This window comes from Amaricoccus solimangrovi (assembly GCF_006385685.1).
Lineage (GTDB): Bacteria > Pseudomonadota > Alphaproteobacteria > Rhodobacterales > Rhodobacteraceae > Amaricoccus > Amaricoccus solimangrovi.
Genome location: NZ_VFRP01000001.1, coordinates 97,553 through 113,546, shown reverse-complemented (window position 1 = coordinate 113,546; position 15,994 = coordinate 97,553). Strand labels below are relative to the sequence as shown.

Below are 15,994 nucleotides of genomic sequence, written 5' to 3'. Positions count from 1 at the left end.
GGTGGCGGACGGATGTCCGCCCTACCCGATGACCCTCAGTACCGAGCGGGCGGCGCGCAGGCCGGGCGCCTCGCCGCCCCGGCCGAGCAGCGCCATCGCCTCGGCCTCGGCCGCGATCTGCGCCGCCCCCGCCGCCCTGTCGCCGAGCAGCGCCGCGACGGCCGGCGTGATCCGCTCGGCCGTGCAGTCCTCGAACAGGAATTCCGGGATCGCGCGGCTCTCCGTCACGATATTGACCAGCGTCGCCGAGGAGACCCGCACCAGGCGGCGGGCGAGCCAGGCGCTGAGCGGGTTCATCGCATAGGCGATCACCATTGGCGTGCCGGCCGCGGCCAGTTCCAGGCTCACCGTGCCCGAGGCGGCCAGCGCCGCGTCCGCGCTGGCGAAGGCCGCGCGCTGGCGCGCCTCCGCCTCCGCCCGGGGCAGCGGCTCGGTCCCGATGATCCGTGGCCAGCCGGCGGCGTCCGCGGGCATCAGCGCGCCGACCAGATCCGCGACCGAGGGCAGGCTCGGCACGACCAGCGCCAGATCCGGATCCTCCGCCCGGAGCCTCCGGCCGACCTCGGCGAAGACGGGCGCGAGCCGCGTCACCTCGCCGCGCCGCGAGCCCGGCAGCAGCAGGAGCAGCGGCTGTTCCGGCCCGATCCCGAGCCCGGCGCGGAAGGCCGCCTGCTCGGCCGCGCTCGCGACCGGCTGCGCCGCGACCGGATGGCCGACGAAGTCGCAACTCATCCCCGCCGCTTCCATGTAGGGTGGCTCGAAGGGCAGGAGCGCCAGAACGTGATCCACGCTCCGCGCCATCTTCGCCGCCCGCCCGGGCCGCCAGGCCCAGACCGAGGGGGCGACGTAGTGGATGACCTTCAGATCCGGCAGCGCCGCCTTCGCCTTGCGCGCCACGCGCAGCGCGAAATCGGGACTGTCGATCGTCACGAGCGCGTCGGGGCGGAAGGCGATCACCGCCTCCGCCGTCTCGCGGATATGGGCGAGCAGGCCGGGAAGCCGCGGCAGCACCTCCGCCACGCCCATCACGCTCAGGTCCGACATCGGGAAGAGCGAGACGAGCCCCTCCGCCGCCATGGCCGGGCCGCCGATCCCCTTGAGCCGCGACGGCGCCCGCCCCAGCTCGCGCAGGCCCCTCAGCAGCGCGGCGCCGAGCAGGTCGCCCGAGGGCTCGCCCGCGATCATGAAGAGCCGCGGGCCGCGGGGCGGCGCGGCGCCCAGGGTCACGCTCCCTCCCCCGACGGCTCTTCCGCCTCGTGGCCGAGCAGGAAGAGCCCGGCGGCGTCGGCGGTGGCGAGGCAGTCCTCGCGCCCGATCATCAGCACGCCCCCCGCCCGGACCGCGATCCCGGCGAGGCCGGCGGCGGCCGCGCGGCGGATCGTCTCCGGTCCGATCGCCGGCAGGTCGATGCGCCAGTCCTGGCCGGGCTTCGGCGCCTTGTAGAGCACGCCGCGCCCGCCCTCCGGGTCGCGGCGGAACGGCGCCCCGGTCGCGGCGACGAAATCGAGCATCGCATCGGTGCCCTGGATCGACTCGAGCCCGAGGCAGAGCCCCTGGGCGACGACGGCCCCCTGCCCGACATCGGCGGCGCCGAGCGCGGTCACGATCGCCGCCGCGCGCGCCACGTCGGCGCGGTCGGCGGCGCTCGGCACACGGCGCGAGATCACGCCGGGGGTGACCAGCAGGTCGCTCAGGATCTCGTGCGGCGCGCGGATCCTGAGCCCCTCCGCCTCGAAGATCGCCGCGACCATGCGCAGCGTCGCATCGTCGCCCGCCCGCAGCCCCGCGATGAGCCGGGGGGCCATGCCGAGGAATTTCAGGTCGAACCGCGTCGGCCGCAGCTTCGGCCGCGTCATTCCCCCCGCGAAGGTCACCACGCCGCACGCCGCCGCGCGCAGGTCGGCGAAGAGCTTGCCGGGCTTCTCGAAGATCTCGCGCAGGACCGGATGGCCCTCGAGCCAATCGAGCTCCACGCCCTCGAAGACCACGACGCGGTAGGGGATCCGGCGGCGGCGGCAATCCTCGGCGATCAGCCTCGGGAGCACCCCCCGGCCCGCGACGATGGCGATCCCCTCGGCCGGCATCCGGTCCTCAGGCTGGCACGGTGAAGGACCGCGAGGATTCCGCCGTGATGAAGCGCAGCACCTCCTCGACCAGCGGATTGCCGGCGTGTTTCGCGGCGGCCGCGTCGGCGCGCTCGCGCAGCGACCCCTCCTCGGCGAAGATCTCGCCGAAGGCGGCGCGCAGCCCGTGGATCTGCGCGCGTTCCGCGCCGCGCCGCTTCAGCCCGACGAGGTTCAGCCCGGCGAGATGCGCGCGCTCCCCGATCACCGAGCCATAGGGGATCACATCGGCCACCACGCCCGCGAGCCCGCCGATCATCGCGCCCCGGCCGATCCGGACGAACTGATGCACCGCCGCGAGCCCGCCGAGGATCACGTTGTCCCCGAGCACCACATGCCCCGCGAGCGTCGCGTTGTTGGCGAGGATGACGCCGTCCCCGACCTGGCAGTCATGGCCGATGTGGACCGACATCATGAAGAGCCCGCCGTCGCCGACGCGCGTGACGCCGCCGCCGCCCGCGGTGCCCGGGTTCATCGTCACATGCTCGCGAACGCGGTTGTTCGCGCCGATCACGAGTTCGGTGCGCTCGCCCGCGTATTTCAGATCCTGCGGCGCGTGGCCGATCGAGGCGAAGGGAAAGATCTGCGTGCCGGGCCCCACGCGCGTGATCCCGGCGACGGCGACATGGCTGTGCAGGACCACGCCCTCGCCCAGCACCACCTCGGGGCCGACGACGCAATAGGGGCCGATCCGGGCGCCCGCGCCGATCTCGGCGCCGTCCTCGATGATCGCGGTCGGGTGGATGCTCGCGCCCGGATCGATCGCCATGTCAGCCCCTCGCCTTCGCCGCCGCGTCCGGCTCCATGATCATCGCGGTATAGATCGCCTCGGCGCAGATCCGGTCGCCGACCTTCGCCACGCCGTTGAACTTCCAGACCTTGCCGCGCCCCCGGATGATCTCGACATGCAGTTCGAGCACGTCGCCGGGCTCGACCGGCGAGCGGAACTTCGCCTCCTCGATCGACATGAAATAGACGAGCAGGTCGTGGTCGAGCAGGTCGAGCGTCCGGATCACCAGCACGGCCGCTGTCTGGGCCATCGCCTCGATGATCAGCACGCCGGGCATCACCGGGCGGACCGGGAAATGCCCCTCGAAATGCGGCTCGTTGGCCGTCACGCACTTGATGCCGACCGCGCTCTTGCCCACCGCGATATTGACCATGCGATCGATCAGGAGGACCGGATAGCGGTGCGGGATCATCCGCTTGATCTCGAGAATGTCGGCCGAACCGAGTTCCGGGTCGATCACCAGTGCCATCGCGCTTCTCTCCTCAGTCGTCACTCCCCGCCGGCGCGCCGCCATCGGCGGCGGGCGGGGGTGTCTCCGGCGTGGCGGCCGGGGAATCTCCCGGCGCCGGGGTGGGGACTGGTAGCCCCGCGGGCGGCGCCGCGTCAATCTCGCCGATCACCGCCTCGGTTATGTTGAGCGTGTCGTCGGCCAGGAGCACGCTGTTCTCGTCGAAGATCGCATGGGCGTGGAAGCGCTCCATCGTCGTGACGAGGATCGGCGCGATCGCGGCGTAGAACTGCCGCCGCCTGCGCTCGAGATCCTGCGCGAGCGCGGCGGAGCGCGCGTCCTGGTCCTGCCGGGCCTTGACCACGCGGGCATCGAAATCGTCGGCCTTCCCGCGGAACTCGTCCGCCGGCATGGTCTTGCGCTGCTCGTTGAGCTCGCGCTCCTCCTTCTCGAAGGCGGTATCGATCGCGCGCGCCTCGGCGCGCAGCGCGTCGCGCGCCTTGTCCTCGGCGGCGAGCAGCGCCTGCCCGGTCCGTGATCCGGTCAGCAGCCGTTCCTGGTTGATGAAGAGGAAGCTGCTCGGCCGCTGCTCCTGCGCCGCGCCCGCGCCCGCGCCGAGGACGAGCCCCAGCGCGAGGATCAGGGTCCGGGCGCGCCCGCCCATCGCCTCAGAACCGGGTCTGGAGCGTGAAGCGGAACCGCTCGACCTCGTCATAGGGCTCGCGCTCGATCGGGATCGCGTAGTTGAACCTGAGCGGCGCGAAGGCGGTGTCGACGAAGATGCTGACGCCGACCGAGCCGCGCATGTGGAACCCGTCGTCGACCGTGCCCATGCTGCCGTCGACGTCGTCGAGCCCCCAGAGCGAACCCCAGTCGGAGAAGACGCCGCCGTAGATCCCGTACTGCTCCGGCAGGCCGAGCGGGAAGCTCGCGTCGAGCCTCAGCACGCTGTAGAAGTTGCCACCCAGCGCCTCGTCCACCGACAGGTCCTGCTGCGGTGCGAGACATTCGCCGATATCGCACTTGTCGCGCGGGCCGATGCCGTTGCGGGCGAAGCCGCGGAAGGAATCGCCGCCGGAATTGAACCGTTCGGTGATCCGGGTGCCGTCCTGCGAATAGATCATCCCGCCCTCGAGCTCGGCGGAGAGCACCAGCGCCTCCTCGAAATAGCTCGTGTAGGCGCGCGCGGTGCCCCGGGTCTTGGTCTGCTGGACGTCGCCGCCGAGCCCGGCGAGATCCTCGCTCAGCGTCAGGATGAAGCCCGCGGTCGGATCGACGACCGAGTTGCGCCGGTCGTAGGAATAGGTGGCGCCGACGGCGGACATCCACTCCGCCCCCTGCTCGTTGATGATGACGAGCGAGGTGTCGTCGGCGACCTCGTAGATGTCGTCGCGCGAGATCCGGTAGCGCAGCGTCAGCCGGCCGTTCTCGCTGACCGGGAAGCCGATCCGGGGCTCGAACCCGTAGGTCGAGGTCTGGAAGGTCTGCTCGTTGTAGTCGGTTTCGCGGAAGTAGAGGTTGAAGCCGGCGAGCAGGTCGCGGTCGAAGAGCGCCGGTTCGGTGAAGCCGAATTCGATGTTCTGGTTCTGGGTGCTGGCCGAGATCGCGCCCGAGACGGTTTGGCCGCGGCCGAGGAAGTTGCGCTCGACGATGCTGACCTGCGCCGTCAGGCCTTCCGAACTCGAGAAGGCGCCGCCGAGGTTGAGGCTGCCGGTCGGCTGCTCCTCCACCTGGACATGGACCAGCGCCTGCTGCGGGGTGGAGCCGGGCCGCACCTGCACGCTCGAGGTCTTGAAGTAGCCGAGGCCCCGGATCCGGTCCTCCGCCGCGCGGATCTCGCGGCTGTTGAACGCGTCGCCCTCCACGACGTCGAACTGCCGCCGGATCACGCGGTCGAGCGTGCGCGTGTTGCCGGTGATGTCGATCCGCTCGACGAAGACGCGGTTGCCCTCGACGAGCTGGAAGTTGATGTCGACGGTATGGGTCTGCTCGTTCTTCGTGACCTGGGGCCGGATCTCGACGAAGGCGTAGCCCTGCTGGCCGGCCTGGTAGGTCATCCGGTCGATGACGCGGTTCACGAGCTTGATGTTGTAGACACCGCCGCCGACCACGGGGGCGAGCAGCGGCTGGAAGTCCTGCGCGTTCAGCCCCGGCGCGGAGGAGCTGACCGACATCTTGCCGAAATCGTAGCGCGGCCCCTCGGTCACGGTGAAGTTGAGGAAGAAGCCGTTGCGCTCGCGCAGCAGCTCGGCCGAGGCGCTGTCGACCTGGAAATCGACGTAGCCGCGCTCGAGATAGAACTGGCGCAGCCGCTCCTTGTCGACCTCGAGCCGGTCCTGGTCGTAGGAGACGTTGCCGAAGAGGAAGCTCAGCCAGTTCGCCTGGCCGCTTTCGAGCACGCGGCGGAGCGCGCGGTCGGAATAGACCTCGTTGCCGACGATGTTGATGCGCTGGATCTGGGTGACGCGGCCCTCGAACACCTCGAAGACCAGGTCGACGCGGTTGTCGGACTGGCGGATGATGACCGGGTTCACCTGCGCGGCGTAACGCCCGGCCTGGCGGTAGGCGTCGATGATCGCCTGGGCGTCCTGCTCGGCGGCGGCGACGGAATAGGCGAGCCGGGGCCGCAGATGGATCGCCTGCAGCAGCACCTCGTCCTTGATCGAGCTGTTCCCCTCGAAGGCGATCTGGTTGATCGTCGGGTTCTCGGTCACCGTGATCACGAGCCTTCCGGCCTCGGGCATAACGTCGACATTCTCGAACAGGCCGGAATCGTAGAGCCGGCGCACCGCGAGGTTCAGATCCTCCGGCGTGACCGGCTGACCGGATTCGATACCGGCGTAGGAGCGGATCGTGTCGGCCTCGATGCGCTGGTTGCCGGCCACGTCGATCCGGCTGAAGGTGACGACCCCCTGGGCCTGTCCGGCGAATGGCGACACGAGGGCGAGAAGAAGCGCCACCATGAAGAAAACGCGGGGAATGGCCCGCATCCAACGCCGCTGCCGCATGGCCTGTACTGCCCTCTCGCCGTCCCGCGGGCGTTTTTCCGCCCTTGTCTCAACTCACCATTCGCATGATGTCGTTGTAGGTTGCAAATACCATCAGCAGCAGGATCAAGCCAAGACCTATCGACATGGCGAGCTGCATCACGGCCGGGCTCGGGGGCCGGCCGCGCACCGCCTCGATCAGGAAGGCGACGAAGTGGCCGCCGTCGAGCACCGGGATCGGAAAGAGGTTCAGGAGCCCGATCGCCGTCGAGATCACGCCGATCAGCACGATGAAGCTCAGGCCTCCCTGCGAGGCGGTCTCGCCCGACACCTGGGCGATGCCGATCGGCCCCTGGAGGTTCTCCGCGCCGATGGTCCCGTTCAGGATCGAGCGCATGCCGTTCAGCGACTGCGCGATCACCTCGTAGACGCGCGTCACGCCGAAGCCCAGCGCCGTCCAGGGCGCGGGCGTGCGCGTCGCGGGCTCGTAGAGCGGCGCGCCGGCGACGCCGATCATCACCCGCCGCTCGAAACCGCCCTCGCCATCCTGGGTATCGCGCTCGGCCGGCGTGATCTCGAGCGTCGTCTCCGCCCCGTCGCGCCAGATCGAGAGCGGAATCGCCTTGCCCTCGGAGGCCAGCACCACGTCGCGCAGGTCCGAGAAGGAGCGCAGCTCCCGCCCCCCCGCGCTCAGGACCAGATCGCCGGGACGCAGGCCCGCCTCGCTCGCGGGCGAGAGCGGCTCGACCCCGTCCACCAGCGGCGGAAAGGCATAGGGCGCCGTGACATCGAGGCTACGCCCCTCCCGCTCGACGCGGAAATCCATCGGACCGGGTTCCGGCATCGCCGCCGCCGCCGCGTAGATGTCCTCGAACCCCGCGACCTCGCGGCCGTTCACCGCGAGCACGACGTCGCCCACCCGGAGCGGCTGCTCGATCCCCGGCAGGGCGGTGAAGCCGCCGATCGTCGGCCGCTCGGTCGGCACGCCCTGCCAGAGCGCGACGCCGGTGAAGACCGCCGCGGTCAGCACGAAATTGGCGAAGGGGCCGGCCAGGACCGTCAGCATCCGGCGCCAGACGCTCGCGCCGTGGAAGCTCCGCGCCCGCTCCTCCCGGCTGAGACCCTCGAGGCTCACCTGGTCCGCCCGGCTCGATCCGTCGGCGTCGCCAAGGAACTTCACGTAGCCGCCGAGCGGCAGGGCCGCGACCTGCCAGAGCGTGCCCCGGCGGTCCCGGCGCGACCAGATCACCGGGCCGAAGCCGATCGAGAACACCTCGGACCGGATGCCGCACCAGCGCGCGACGATGTAGTGCCCGTATTCATGCACCGCCACGACGATGGCGAGCACGACGACGAAGGGGACGACGGTGGAGAGCAGGCCGCCGATCAGGGGGATGTTCGCGAGAAGTTCCATCGGCTCACCTTCCGCCGGAATAGGCCGCGACCCAGAGGCCCGACATGCGCCGGGCCGTGGTGTCGAGGTCGAGCACGGCCTCGAGATCGTAGCCGGTCCCCGCCTGGGCCGCCTCGGGCGCCAGCTTGTCCAGCACATGTTCCACGAGGATCGCCATGTCAAGGAAACCGATCGCCCCGATCAGGAAGGCGTCGAGCGCGGCCTCCTTCGCGGCGTTGAAGACGGCGCCGGAAAGCCCGTCCTCGCGCATCACCGCCCGCGCGAGCCGCAGCGCGGGGAAGCGCACCGGGTCGGCGGCGGCGAAGTCGAGCCGGGCGAGCGCGGCGAAATCGAGCCGGTCGAGCGCGAGCGGGCGCCGCTCCGGCCAGTTCAGCGCGAAGCCGATCGCGCCGCGCATGTCCGAGGGGCCGAGCTGGGCCATGATCGAGCCGTCGTTGAAGCCGACCATCGAATGGACGATCGACTGCGGATGGATGATCACCTCGATCTGGTCGGGGGCGAGGTCGAAGAGCTCGCGCGCCTCGATCATCTCCATCGCCTTGTTGAACATGGTCGCGCTGTCGATCGAGATCCGCTCGCCCATCGACCAGTTCGGATGCGCCCGCGCCTGGGCCGGGGTCACCGTCGCCATCCGCTCGCGCGTCCAGTCGCGGAAGGGCCCGCCCGAGGCGGTCAGGATCACCCGCTCGACCGCGCGGCTCTCCTCGCCGCGCAGCGCCTGGAAGATCGCGCTGTGCTCGCTGTCGACGGGGACGAGCTTCGTGTCGTGCCGGGCGCAGGTCGCGCGCAGGAGCTCGCCGGCGCAGACGAGGCTCTCCTTGTTCGCGAGCGCCAGCACGCCGCCGTGCCCGGCCGCCCGCAGGCTCACGCTCAGCCCCGCCGCGCCGACGATGGCCGACATGGTCCAGTCGACGGGTTCGGACGCCGCCGCGAGCAGCGCGGCCGGCCCCGCCGCCGCCTCGATCCCCGAACCCTCCAGCGCCGCGCGCAACTCCCCGAGCCGCGCCGGATCGCCGGTGACCGCGAGCCGCGCCGAGAGGCGGCGGGCCTGTTCGGCGAGCAGCGCGACATTGCCCGCCCCGCTCAGCGCGACGACCTCGAAGGCCTCCGCTCCGCCCTGTTCCTCGAGAACCGCGATGGTATTGCGGCCGACGGATCCCGTCGCGCCGAAGACACTGACCTTGCGCCGCATGCTTCCTATCCCAGCGAGCCCAGGCCGAGCAGCCCGCAGATCGCCACGAACCAGACGCCGCCGATCACGCCGTCCAGCCGGTCCATCACGCCGCCATGGCCGGGAATGATATGGCTCGCGTCCTTGACGCCGAACCGCCGCTTGACCGCCGATTCGAGCAGGTCGCCGCATTGCGAGGCGATGCTGACGCCGACGCTGAGGAAGGCGGCGGTGAAGACGTCCTGCCCCGCCCAGAGCCCGATCGGCACGCCGACGAGCGTTGCGAAGCCGAGCCCGCCGAGCGCGCCGGAGCGCGTCTTGCCCGGGCTGACGGCGGGCCAGAGCCGCGGTCCCCCGACGAGACGGCCGACGAAATAGGCGCCGACATCGGTCGCCACCACGACGACGATCAGCCAGATCACGAAGAAGAGCCCGTTTGGCTCCAGATGGCGCAGCGGCACCATCGCGCAGACCGCGAGCCCCATGTAGAGCAGCCCGCCGACGAGCCAGCCCCGGCGGCGGCCGCCGAACGCGGCCGCGACCGCGCAGCCGAGCAGGATCAGCGCCACGCCGGGCAGCGGCCCGCGCATGTAGGTGACGAAGACGGCGAGCGCGGCGCAGGCCGCCATCGCCGGAAAGACCGCCGGCCGGGCCGGCATCCCGGCCATCACCATCCGGTCGAGTTCCCAGAGCATGACGACGAGGATAGCCGCGAGCAGCGCCGCGGACCAGAGCCCCCCGAGCCAGATGTCGGTCGCGGCGATCGCCGCGAGCGCGAGGCCCGAGACAAGGCGCAGGCCCAGATCGCCGAAGCGGACGGGCTTCGGCGGCGCGTCCCTCATCCGGCCACGGCGCCGAAGCGGCGCTCCCTCCGGCCGAAGCCGCGGATCTGGGAGGCGAACATCTCCGCCGTGAAGTCCGGCCAGCGCGTGTCGATGAAGGCGTATTCCGAATAGGCCGCCTGCCAGGGCAGGAAGCCGGAGACGCGGAACTCGCCCGAGGTGCGCACGATCAGGTCCGGATCGGGCAGGCCCGCGGTGTCGAGATAGTCGCCGATCGTGTCCTGGGTGATCTCCTCGGGGCGGATCCGGCCGGCGCGCGCGTCCTCGGCGAGGCGGCGGGTGGCGCGCAGGATCTCGTCCCGGCCACCGTAGTTGATCGCGACGGTCAGATGCAGCCGCTGGTTCGGGGCCGTGCGGGCCTCGAGCCCCTCCATGAGCGCGCGCAGATCCGCGTCGAGCGGGTCGCGCCCGCCGATGAAGCGCACCCGCGCCCCCTCGGCGACCAGCCGGGCACCTTCCTTCTTGATGTAGCGGCGGAAGAGGCGCATCAGCCCCTGCACCTCGTGGGCGGGCCGCTTCCAGTTCTCGGTCGAGAAGGCGAAGAGCGTCAGATGCGAGACCCCGAGATCCGGACAGGCCTCGACGATCTCGCGCACCCGGTCGGCGCCCCGGCGATGACCGGCCAGCCGGGGCAGGCCCCGGCTCTCGGCCCAGCGACCGTTGCCGTCCATGATGATCGCCACATGAGCGGGTGCCTGGCCTCCGTTCAACCGGTCATCGGACTTCATACTCGCGAACACCCTCTCTCAGAAACCGCGACCGCGCCACACATCGGCCGGCCCAGACCCAGCGGACTTGTAAACGGTCCGCGCGCTTCCTTCTAGATCTGCATGATCTCGTCTTGCTTGGCCTCGAGCGCCGCGTCGATCTTGCCGATCGCCGCGTTGGTCAGTTCCTGCACTTCCTCGGTCCAGATCTTGTGGTCGTCCTCCGCCATCCCGGCGGATTTCGCCTTCTTGAGCTGGTCCATCCCGTCGCGGCGCACGTTGCGCACGGCGATGCGCGCGTTTTCGGCGTACTGGCCGGCGACGCGGGCGAGATCGCGGCGGCGCTCCTCGTTCAGCTCGGGAATCGGCAGGCGCAGGATCGTGCCGTCCATCTGCGGATTGATGCCGAGGCCCGAGTTGCGGATCGCCTTGTCGACCGCGTTGACGAGGCTCTTGTCCCAGATGTTGACCAGCACCATGCGCGGCTCCGGCACGGTGATCGTGCCGAGCTGGTTGACCGGCGTCGGGCTGCCATAGGCTTCGACCATCACCGGGTCGAGCATCGAGGCCGAGGCGCGTCCCGTCCGCAGCGAGGCGAATTCCTGCCGGAGCGCGTTCAGCGCCCCGTCCATGCGCTTGCCGAGCGCGTCGATGTCGATTTCCAGTTCGTCGGACATGAGTTTCGTACCATTCAATTCGGCTTCGGGTCAGCCGGGTTCGACCGTGGTGAACTTGCCGCGCCCCTGGACCACCCCCGCGAGGCCGTTCGGCGCGTCGAGCGAGAAGACGATGATCGGCAGGGCGTTGTCGCGGGCAAGGGCGATGGCGGCCGCGTCCATCACCTTCAGGTTCCTCTGCAGGACCTCGTCGTAAGTCACGCGGTCGTAGCGTTTCGCATCGGGATTGGTCTTCGGGTCGCTGTCGTAGATGCCGTCGACCTGGGTGCCCTTGAAGATCGCGCCGCAGGACATCTCGGTGGCGCGCAGCGTCGCCGCGGTATCGGTGGTGAAATAGGGATTGCCGGTCCCGGCGGCGAAGATCACCACCCGCCCCTTCTCGAGATGGCGCACCGCGCGGCGGCGGATGTAGGGCTCGCAGACCTGGGCCATCGGGATCGCGGAGAGCACCCGGGTCGAGACGCCGAGCGATTCCAGCGCCGCCTGCATCCCGAGCGCGTTCATCACGGTCGCGAGCATGCCCATGTAATCGGCCGTGGTGCGCTCCATCCCCTGCGCGCTGCCCTGCAGCCCGCGGAAGATGTTGCCGCCGCCGATGACCATGCAGATCTCGACGCCGAGCGCGGCGAGACCCTTCACCTCCCGCGCGATCCGCTCGACCGTCGGGGGGTGCAGGCCGAACTGGCCCGGTCCCATCAGGGCTTCGCCGGAAATCTTCAGGAGAATCCTGTCATAGGCGGGGCGGGCATTGGCCGGGCTCCCAGCCGAAGCATCCGTCATGTGGCGACCGCTCCGCTCGTCTCGAAATCCTGTGCCATGCGCGTAAACCGCGGCGCCCTCAATGTCAAATGTCGCCACCGCCGCGCGGGCCTGAAAACATCACCGTGTCCGCCTTGCATCGCCCTGTCCGCGTCATGCACAACAAGTGATCGCGCGGCGAACGATCCCGGGCAAGTGATCAAGGCGTGAGCACCGCCCGGGAGGCGGCGGGACTGTCAGGAAACTGACACGAAAGCGTCATATGAGGGCGCGGTGCGACGGAGGGGCCATCCGCGAAGGCCCGGGGGGAGACGAATGGACATGACGCGCGCGCGCGCATTTCTCGCGATGCCGGCCCTCGCGGTGGCGGCCCTCGCGGCGGCCCTGCTGGCGGCGGCCCTGCTGGCGGCGGCCCCGGCGGAGGCGGCCGGGTCGCGCGACCGCGTGCGCCTCGTCGGCTCCTCCACCGCCTTCCCCTATTCCGAGGCGGTGGCCGAGCATTATGTCGGCCTCACCCATGGCCGGGCGCCGGTGGTCGAATCGACGGGCACCGGCGGCGGGCTCAAGATCTTCTGCGGCGGGCTCGGCGCCGGCTTTCCCGACATCACCGGCGCCTCCCGCGCGATCACCGCCTCCGAATACCGCGACTGCGTCTCCGACGGCGTCGCCGACGTGACCGAGGCGCTGATCGGGCACGACGGGCTGAGCCTCACCCAGTCCAACGAGGCGCCCGAACTCGCGCTCACGCGGCGCCAGCTCTTCCTCGCCCTCGCCGCCGAGGTGCCGGTGGGAGGCGGGATCGTTGCCAATCCCTACCGGCGCTGGCGCGAGATCGACCCCGCCCTGCCCGACCTGCCGATCGAGATCCTCGGGCCGCCGCCCACCTCCGGAACCCGCGACGCGCTCGTCACGCTCGTGATGCTCCCCGGCTGCGCGACCTTCCCCGAGATCGCCGCCCTGCCCCCGGAACGGCGCCACATCGTCTGCGCGCGCACGCGCGAGGACGGCGCCTTCATCGAAGCGGGCGAGAACGACAACATCATCGTGCAGCGCCTGGCGGCCGATCCCGCCGCGCTCGGCATCTTCGGCTTCTCCTTCCTCCACGAGAACGGCGACACGCTGCGCGGCGTGCCGATCGAGGGGGTGCGGCCGAATGTCGAGACGCTCCGGAAGGGAACCTATCCGCTGATCCGGCCGCTCTATCTCTACATCAAGAACGCGCACCGGGCGGTGATCCCGGGAATGGAGGAAGTGCTGCGCGAATATCTTTCCGAGGATGCGATCGGGCCGGACGGCTACCTGACCGAACGCGGGCTGATGCCGCTTCCGGCGGTGGAGCGCCGCGAGGTCCGGCGCGCCGTCGAGGATCACGTTCCGATCCGGCGCTTCGACTGAGGGGAGACGGATGACGGGCTACCTCTTCCTCACGATCATCGCCTTCTCGCTCGCCGCCTTCCTGACCGGGCGCGCCGCCGCCCGGCGCTTCGCCGCGGAAGGGCGATCCGGCCGGCCGGCGGCGCATTCGGTCCCGGCCTATCATGGCGCCTTCGTCGCGATCTGGGTCGGCATCCCGGCGCTGATCCTCGCCCTGCTCTGGCGCGCGGCGGAGGGGCCGGTGATCGACCGGCTGCTCGCCCGCGCCCTGCCCCCGGAGATGACGGCGGGCCTGAGCCCGGCGGCGCTCGACCTGCTGCTGACCGAGATCCATCACGTCGCGGAGGGCCGGATCCTCGCGCCGGCCTCGCCCGGGGTGATCGAGGCGGCGGCGCGGCTCGCGGCCTGGTCCCGGATCGGCGATGTCGCGATGTTCGTCGTCGTCCTCGCGCTGATGCTGCTCGGCGCCTGGTTCGCCTGCGCCCGCCTCACCCCCCGCTTCCGTGCCCGGACCCGGGTCGAGGGCGCGCTCTCCGGCCTGATGATCCTCTGCTCGGGACTCGCGCTCGCCACCACGCTCGGGATCATCGTGTCGCTCGTCCACGAGGCGGTGGCCTTCTTCCGCCTCGTGCCGCCCGGGGAGTTCCTGTTCGGCCTCGTCTGGGAGCCGCAGATCGCGACCCGCCCGGGACAGATCGCCGCCGAGGGCGCCTTCGGCGCGGTGCCGGTCTTCCTCGGCACGCTGCTCATCTCGGCGATCGCCATGGCCTTCGCGGTGCCGGTCGGCCTCCTCTCGGCGGTCTATCTGCATGAATACGCCTCGCCGCGCTTCCGGCGGGTGGCGAAGCCGATGCTGGAGATCCTCGCGGGCGTGCCGACGGTCGTCTACGGCTTCTTCGCCATCCTCGTCGTCGCGCCGGCGATCCGGACGACCGGCACGATGATGGGGCTCGCCACCTCGCCCAATTCCGCGCTCGCGGCCGGACTCGTCATCGGGGGCATGATCATCCCCTTCATCTCCTCGCTCGCCGACGACGCGCTCCGCGCCGTGCCGCGCGACCTGCGCGACGGATCGCTCGCCATGGGCGCGACGCCGGCGGAGACGATGACGCGGGTGCTGCTGCCCGCGGCGCTCCCCGGGATCGCGGGCGGCATCCTGCTCGCCCTCAGCCGGGCGATCGGCGAGACGATGATCGTGGTGATGGCGGCCGGCCTCATCGCGACGATGACGCTGAACCCGCTCGATTCCGTGACCACCGTGACCGTCCAGATCGTGACGACCCTCGTCGGCGACACCGCCTTCGACAATCCCAAGACGCTGGCGGCCTTCGCCCTCGGCCTCGTCCTCTTCCTCGTCACCCTCGCGCTCAACACGATCGGCGTCGCGATCGTGCGCCGCTACCGCGAGACCTACGAATGAACGCGCCCGCGCCCCATCGCGGCGGCGCCGCCGAGGCGCGCCGGCGCCGCCGCCACCGGGCCGACCGGCTGCTCCGGCTGCTCGGCCTCGGTGCGATCTCGCTCGCGCTCGGCCTGCTCGGCGTCCTGATCGCGACGCTGGTCATCGGGGCGACGCCGGCGCTGACGCAGACCAAGCTGCGCGTCACCTTCGCGATCTCGCCCGAACTGATCGATCCGGCCGATCCCGGCATCGGCGCCTACCGGCTGATCCTGCGCCGGGGCGTCGCGGCGCTGCTGCCCGAACAGCCGACCACGATGGCGGAATGGCGCGAGATCGGCGGGATCGTCACCGGCAACACCCAGTTCGCGATCCGCGACGCGGTCATGGCCGATCCCTCGCTGATCGGGCGAAACCTCACCCTCACCGTGCCCGTCTCCGACGCCTACGACCAACTCGGGAAGGGGCTGACCTCGCGCGACACCCCGCCCGAGCGGCGCAAGCTCTCCGACCGCGAGATCGCCCGTTTCGACGCGCTGACGGCGCGGGGCGCGGTGAGCCGGCCCTTCAACTGGGAGCTGATCACCCGTTCGAACAGCCGCTTCCCCGAGACCGCGGGCCTCGCGGGCGCGATCGTCGGCTCGTTCTACATGCTGCTCGTCTGTTTCGTCGTGAGCTTCCCGGCGGGGATCGCGGCGGCGGTCTGGCTCGAGGAATTCGCGCCGCGCAACCGCCTCACCGACGCGGTCGAGGTCAACATCAACAACCTCGCGGCCGTGCCCTCGATCGTCTTCGGCCTGCTCGGCCTCTCGGTGCTCATCGGGGTCTTCGGGCTGCCGCGCTCCACGCCGCTCGTCGGCGGCCTCGTGCTGAGCCTGATGACGCTGCCCACGATCATCATCGTCACCCGCGCGGCGCTGCGCGCCGTGCCGCGCTCGATCCGCGAGGCGGCGCACGGCGTCGGCGCCTCGCGCCATCAGGTCGTGCTGCACCATGTGCTGCCGCTCGCCATGCCCGGGATCCTGACCGGCACGATCATCGGCCTCGCCCACGCGCTCGGCGAGACCGCGCCGCTCCTGCTCATCGGCATGAACGCCTTCATCACCGATCCGCCGGGCGGCATCCTCGAGGCCTCGACGGCGCTCCCGACGCAGATCTTCATCTGGGCCGGCAGCGCCGAGCACGGGTTTGTCTCGCGCACCTGCGCCGCTATCCTGGTACTGCTCGGGTTCCTGCTGGCGATGAACGCGGTCGCGATCTATCTGCGCCAGCGGCTCGAGCGGAAGACGTAGCGGGGGACGGC

General features: G+C 70.8%; 15 protein-coding genes. 3 read left to right on the top strand and 12 right to left on the bottom strand.

Annotation, left to right across the window (positions count from 1 at the left end):
- Window positions 1–21 precede the first annotated feature (21 nt).
- From lpxB to pyrH, 12 genes are all read right to left on the bottom strand, one after another.
- Window positions 22–1,185, bottom strand: coding sequence for a lipid-A-disaccharide synthase (gene lpxB, locus FJM51_RS00500; RefSeq protein WP_140452513.1), 1,164 nt, complete (start codon window positions 1,183–1,185; stop codon window positions 22–24).
- A gap of 38 nt (window positions 1,186–1,223) precedes the next feature.
- Complete coding sequence (locus tag FJM51_RS00495; protein ID WP_140452143.1) at window positions 1,224–2,084, bottom strand: LpxI family protein; 861 nt, start codon at window positions 2,082–2,084, stop codon at window positions 1,224–1,226.
- A 7-nt stretch (window positions 2,085–2,091) separates the two neighbouring features.
- The gene (gene lpxA, locus FJM51_RS00490) at window positions 2,092–2,892 is read right to left on the bottom strand and encodes an acyl-ACP--UDP-N-acetylglucosamine O-acyltransferase (RefSeq protein WP_140452142.1); all 801 of its coding nucleotides are present in this window, start codon (window positions 2,890–2,892) and stop codon (window positions 2,092–2,094) included.
- A gap of 1 nt (window position 2,893) precedes the next feature.
- A complete protein-coding gene (gene fabZ, locus FJM51_RS00485) occupies window positions 2,894–3,382 on the bottom strand; it encodes a 3-hydroxyacyl-ACP dehydratase FabZ (RefSeq protein ID WP_140452141.1) in 489 nt (162 codons plus the stop codon).
- A gap of 13 nt (window positions 3,383–3,395) precedes the next feature.
- On the bottom strand, window positions 3,396–4,025 hold the full coding sequence (locus FJM51_RS00480) for an OmpH/Skp family outer membrane protein (RefSeq protein ID WP_181164400.1): 630 nt from the start codon (window positions 4,023–4,025) through the stop codon (window positions 3,396–3,398).
- A gap of 4 nt (window positions 4,026–4,029) precedes the next feature.
- The gene (gene bamA / locus FJM51_RS00475; RefSeq protein WP_181164399.1) at window positions 4,030–6,324 is read right to left on the bottom strand and encodes an outer membrane protein assembly factor BamA; all 2,295 of its coding nucleotides are present in this window, start codon (window positions 6,322–6,324) and stop codon (window positions 4,030–4,032) included.
- 94 nt (window positions 6,325–6,418) lie between these two features.
- Window positions 6,419–7,762 carry an RIP metalloprotease RseP gene (gene rseP, locus FJM51_RS00470; protein WP_140452138.1) on the bottom strand — a complete coding sequence of 448 codons (1,344 nt, stop codon included), beginning with the start codon at window positions 7,760–7,762 and terminating at the stop codon, window positions 6,419–6,421.
- 4 nt (window positions 7,763–7,766) lie between these two features.
- Entirely contained in the window at window positions 7,767–8,954 is a 1,188-nt protein-coding gene (gene dxr / locus FJM51_RS00465) for a 1-deoxy-D-xylulose-5-phosphate reductoisomerase (protein ID WP_140452137.1), read from the bottom strand.
- A 5-nt stretch (window positions 8,955–8,959) separates the two neighbouring features.
- A complete protein-coding gene (locus FJM51_RS00460) occupies window positions 8,960–9,775 on the bottom strand; it encodes a phosphatidate cytidylyltransferase (RefSeq protein WP_140452136.1) in 816 nt (271 codons plus the stop codon).
- Window positions 9,772–10,503: a polyprenyl diphosphate synthase gene (gene uppS / locus FJM51_RS00455; protein WP_140452135.1), complete on the bottom strand. Its 732-nt coding sequence runs from the start codon at window positions 10,501–10,503 to the stop codon at window positions 9,772–9,774. The genes FJM51_RS00460 and uppS overlap by 4 nt, the downstream gene beginning before the upstream one ends.
- A 92-nt stretch (window positions 10,504–10,595) precedes the next feature.
- The gene (frr, locus tag FJM51_RS00450) at window positions 10,596–11,159 is read right to left on the bottom strand and encodes a ribosome recycling factor (RefSeq protein WP_140452134.1); all 564 of its coding nucleotides are present in this window, start codon (window positions 11,157–11,159) and stop codon (window positions 10,596–10,598) included.
- A 30-nt stretch (window positions 11,160–11,189) separates the two neighbouring features.
- Window positions 11,190–11,939 carry a UMP kinase gene (gene pyrH / locus FJM51_RS00445; RefSeq protein ID WP_140452133.1) on the bottom strand — a complete coding sequence of 250 codons (750 nt, stop codon included), beginning with the start codon at window positions 11,937–11,939 and terminating at the stop codon, window positions 11,190–11,192.
- 300 nt (window positions 11,940–12,239) lie between these two features.
- On the opposite strand from pyrH, the gene FJM51_RS00440 reads away from it, so the two are divergent.
- The 3 genes from FJM51_RS00440 to pstA are packed head-to-tail and all read left to right on the top strand — an operon-like array spanning window position 12,240 to window position 15,983.
- Complete coding sequence (locus FJM51_RS00440) at window positions 12,240–13,313, top strand: substrate-binding domain-containing protein (protein ID WP_233712915.1); 1,074 nt, start codon at window positions 12,240–12,242, stop codon at window positions 13,311–13,313.
- A gap of 10 nt (window positions 13,314–13,323) precedes the next feature.
- On the top strand, window positions 13,324–14,712 hold the full coding sequence (pstC, locus tag FJM51_RS00435) for a phosphate ABC transporter permease subunit PstC (RefSeq protein WP_140452132.1): 1,389 nt from the start codon (window positions 13,324–13,326) through the stop codon (window positions 14,710–14,712).
- Window positions 14,709–15,983: a phosphate ABC transporter permease PstA gene (gene pstA, locus FJM51_RS00430; protein ID WP_140452131.1), complete on the top strand. Its 1,275-nt coding sequence runs from the start codon at window positions 14,709–14,711 to the stop codon at window positions 15,981–15,983. The genes pstC and pstA overlap by 4 nt, the downstream gene beginning before the upstream one ends.
- Window positions 15,984–15,994: the final 11 nt, after the last annotated feature.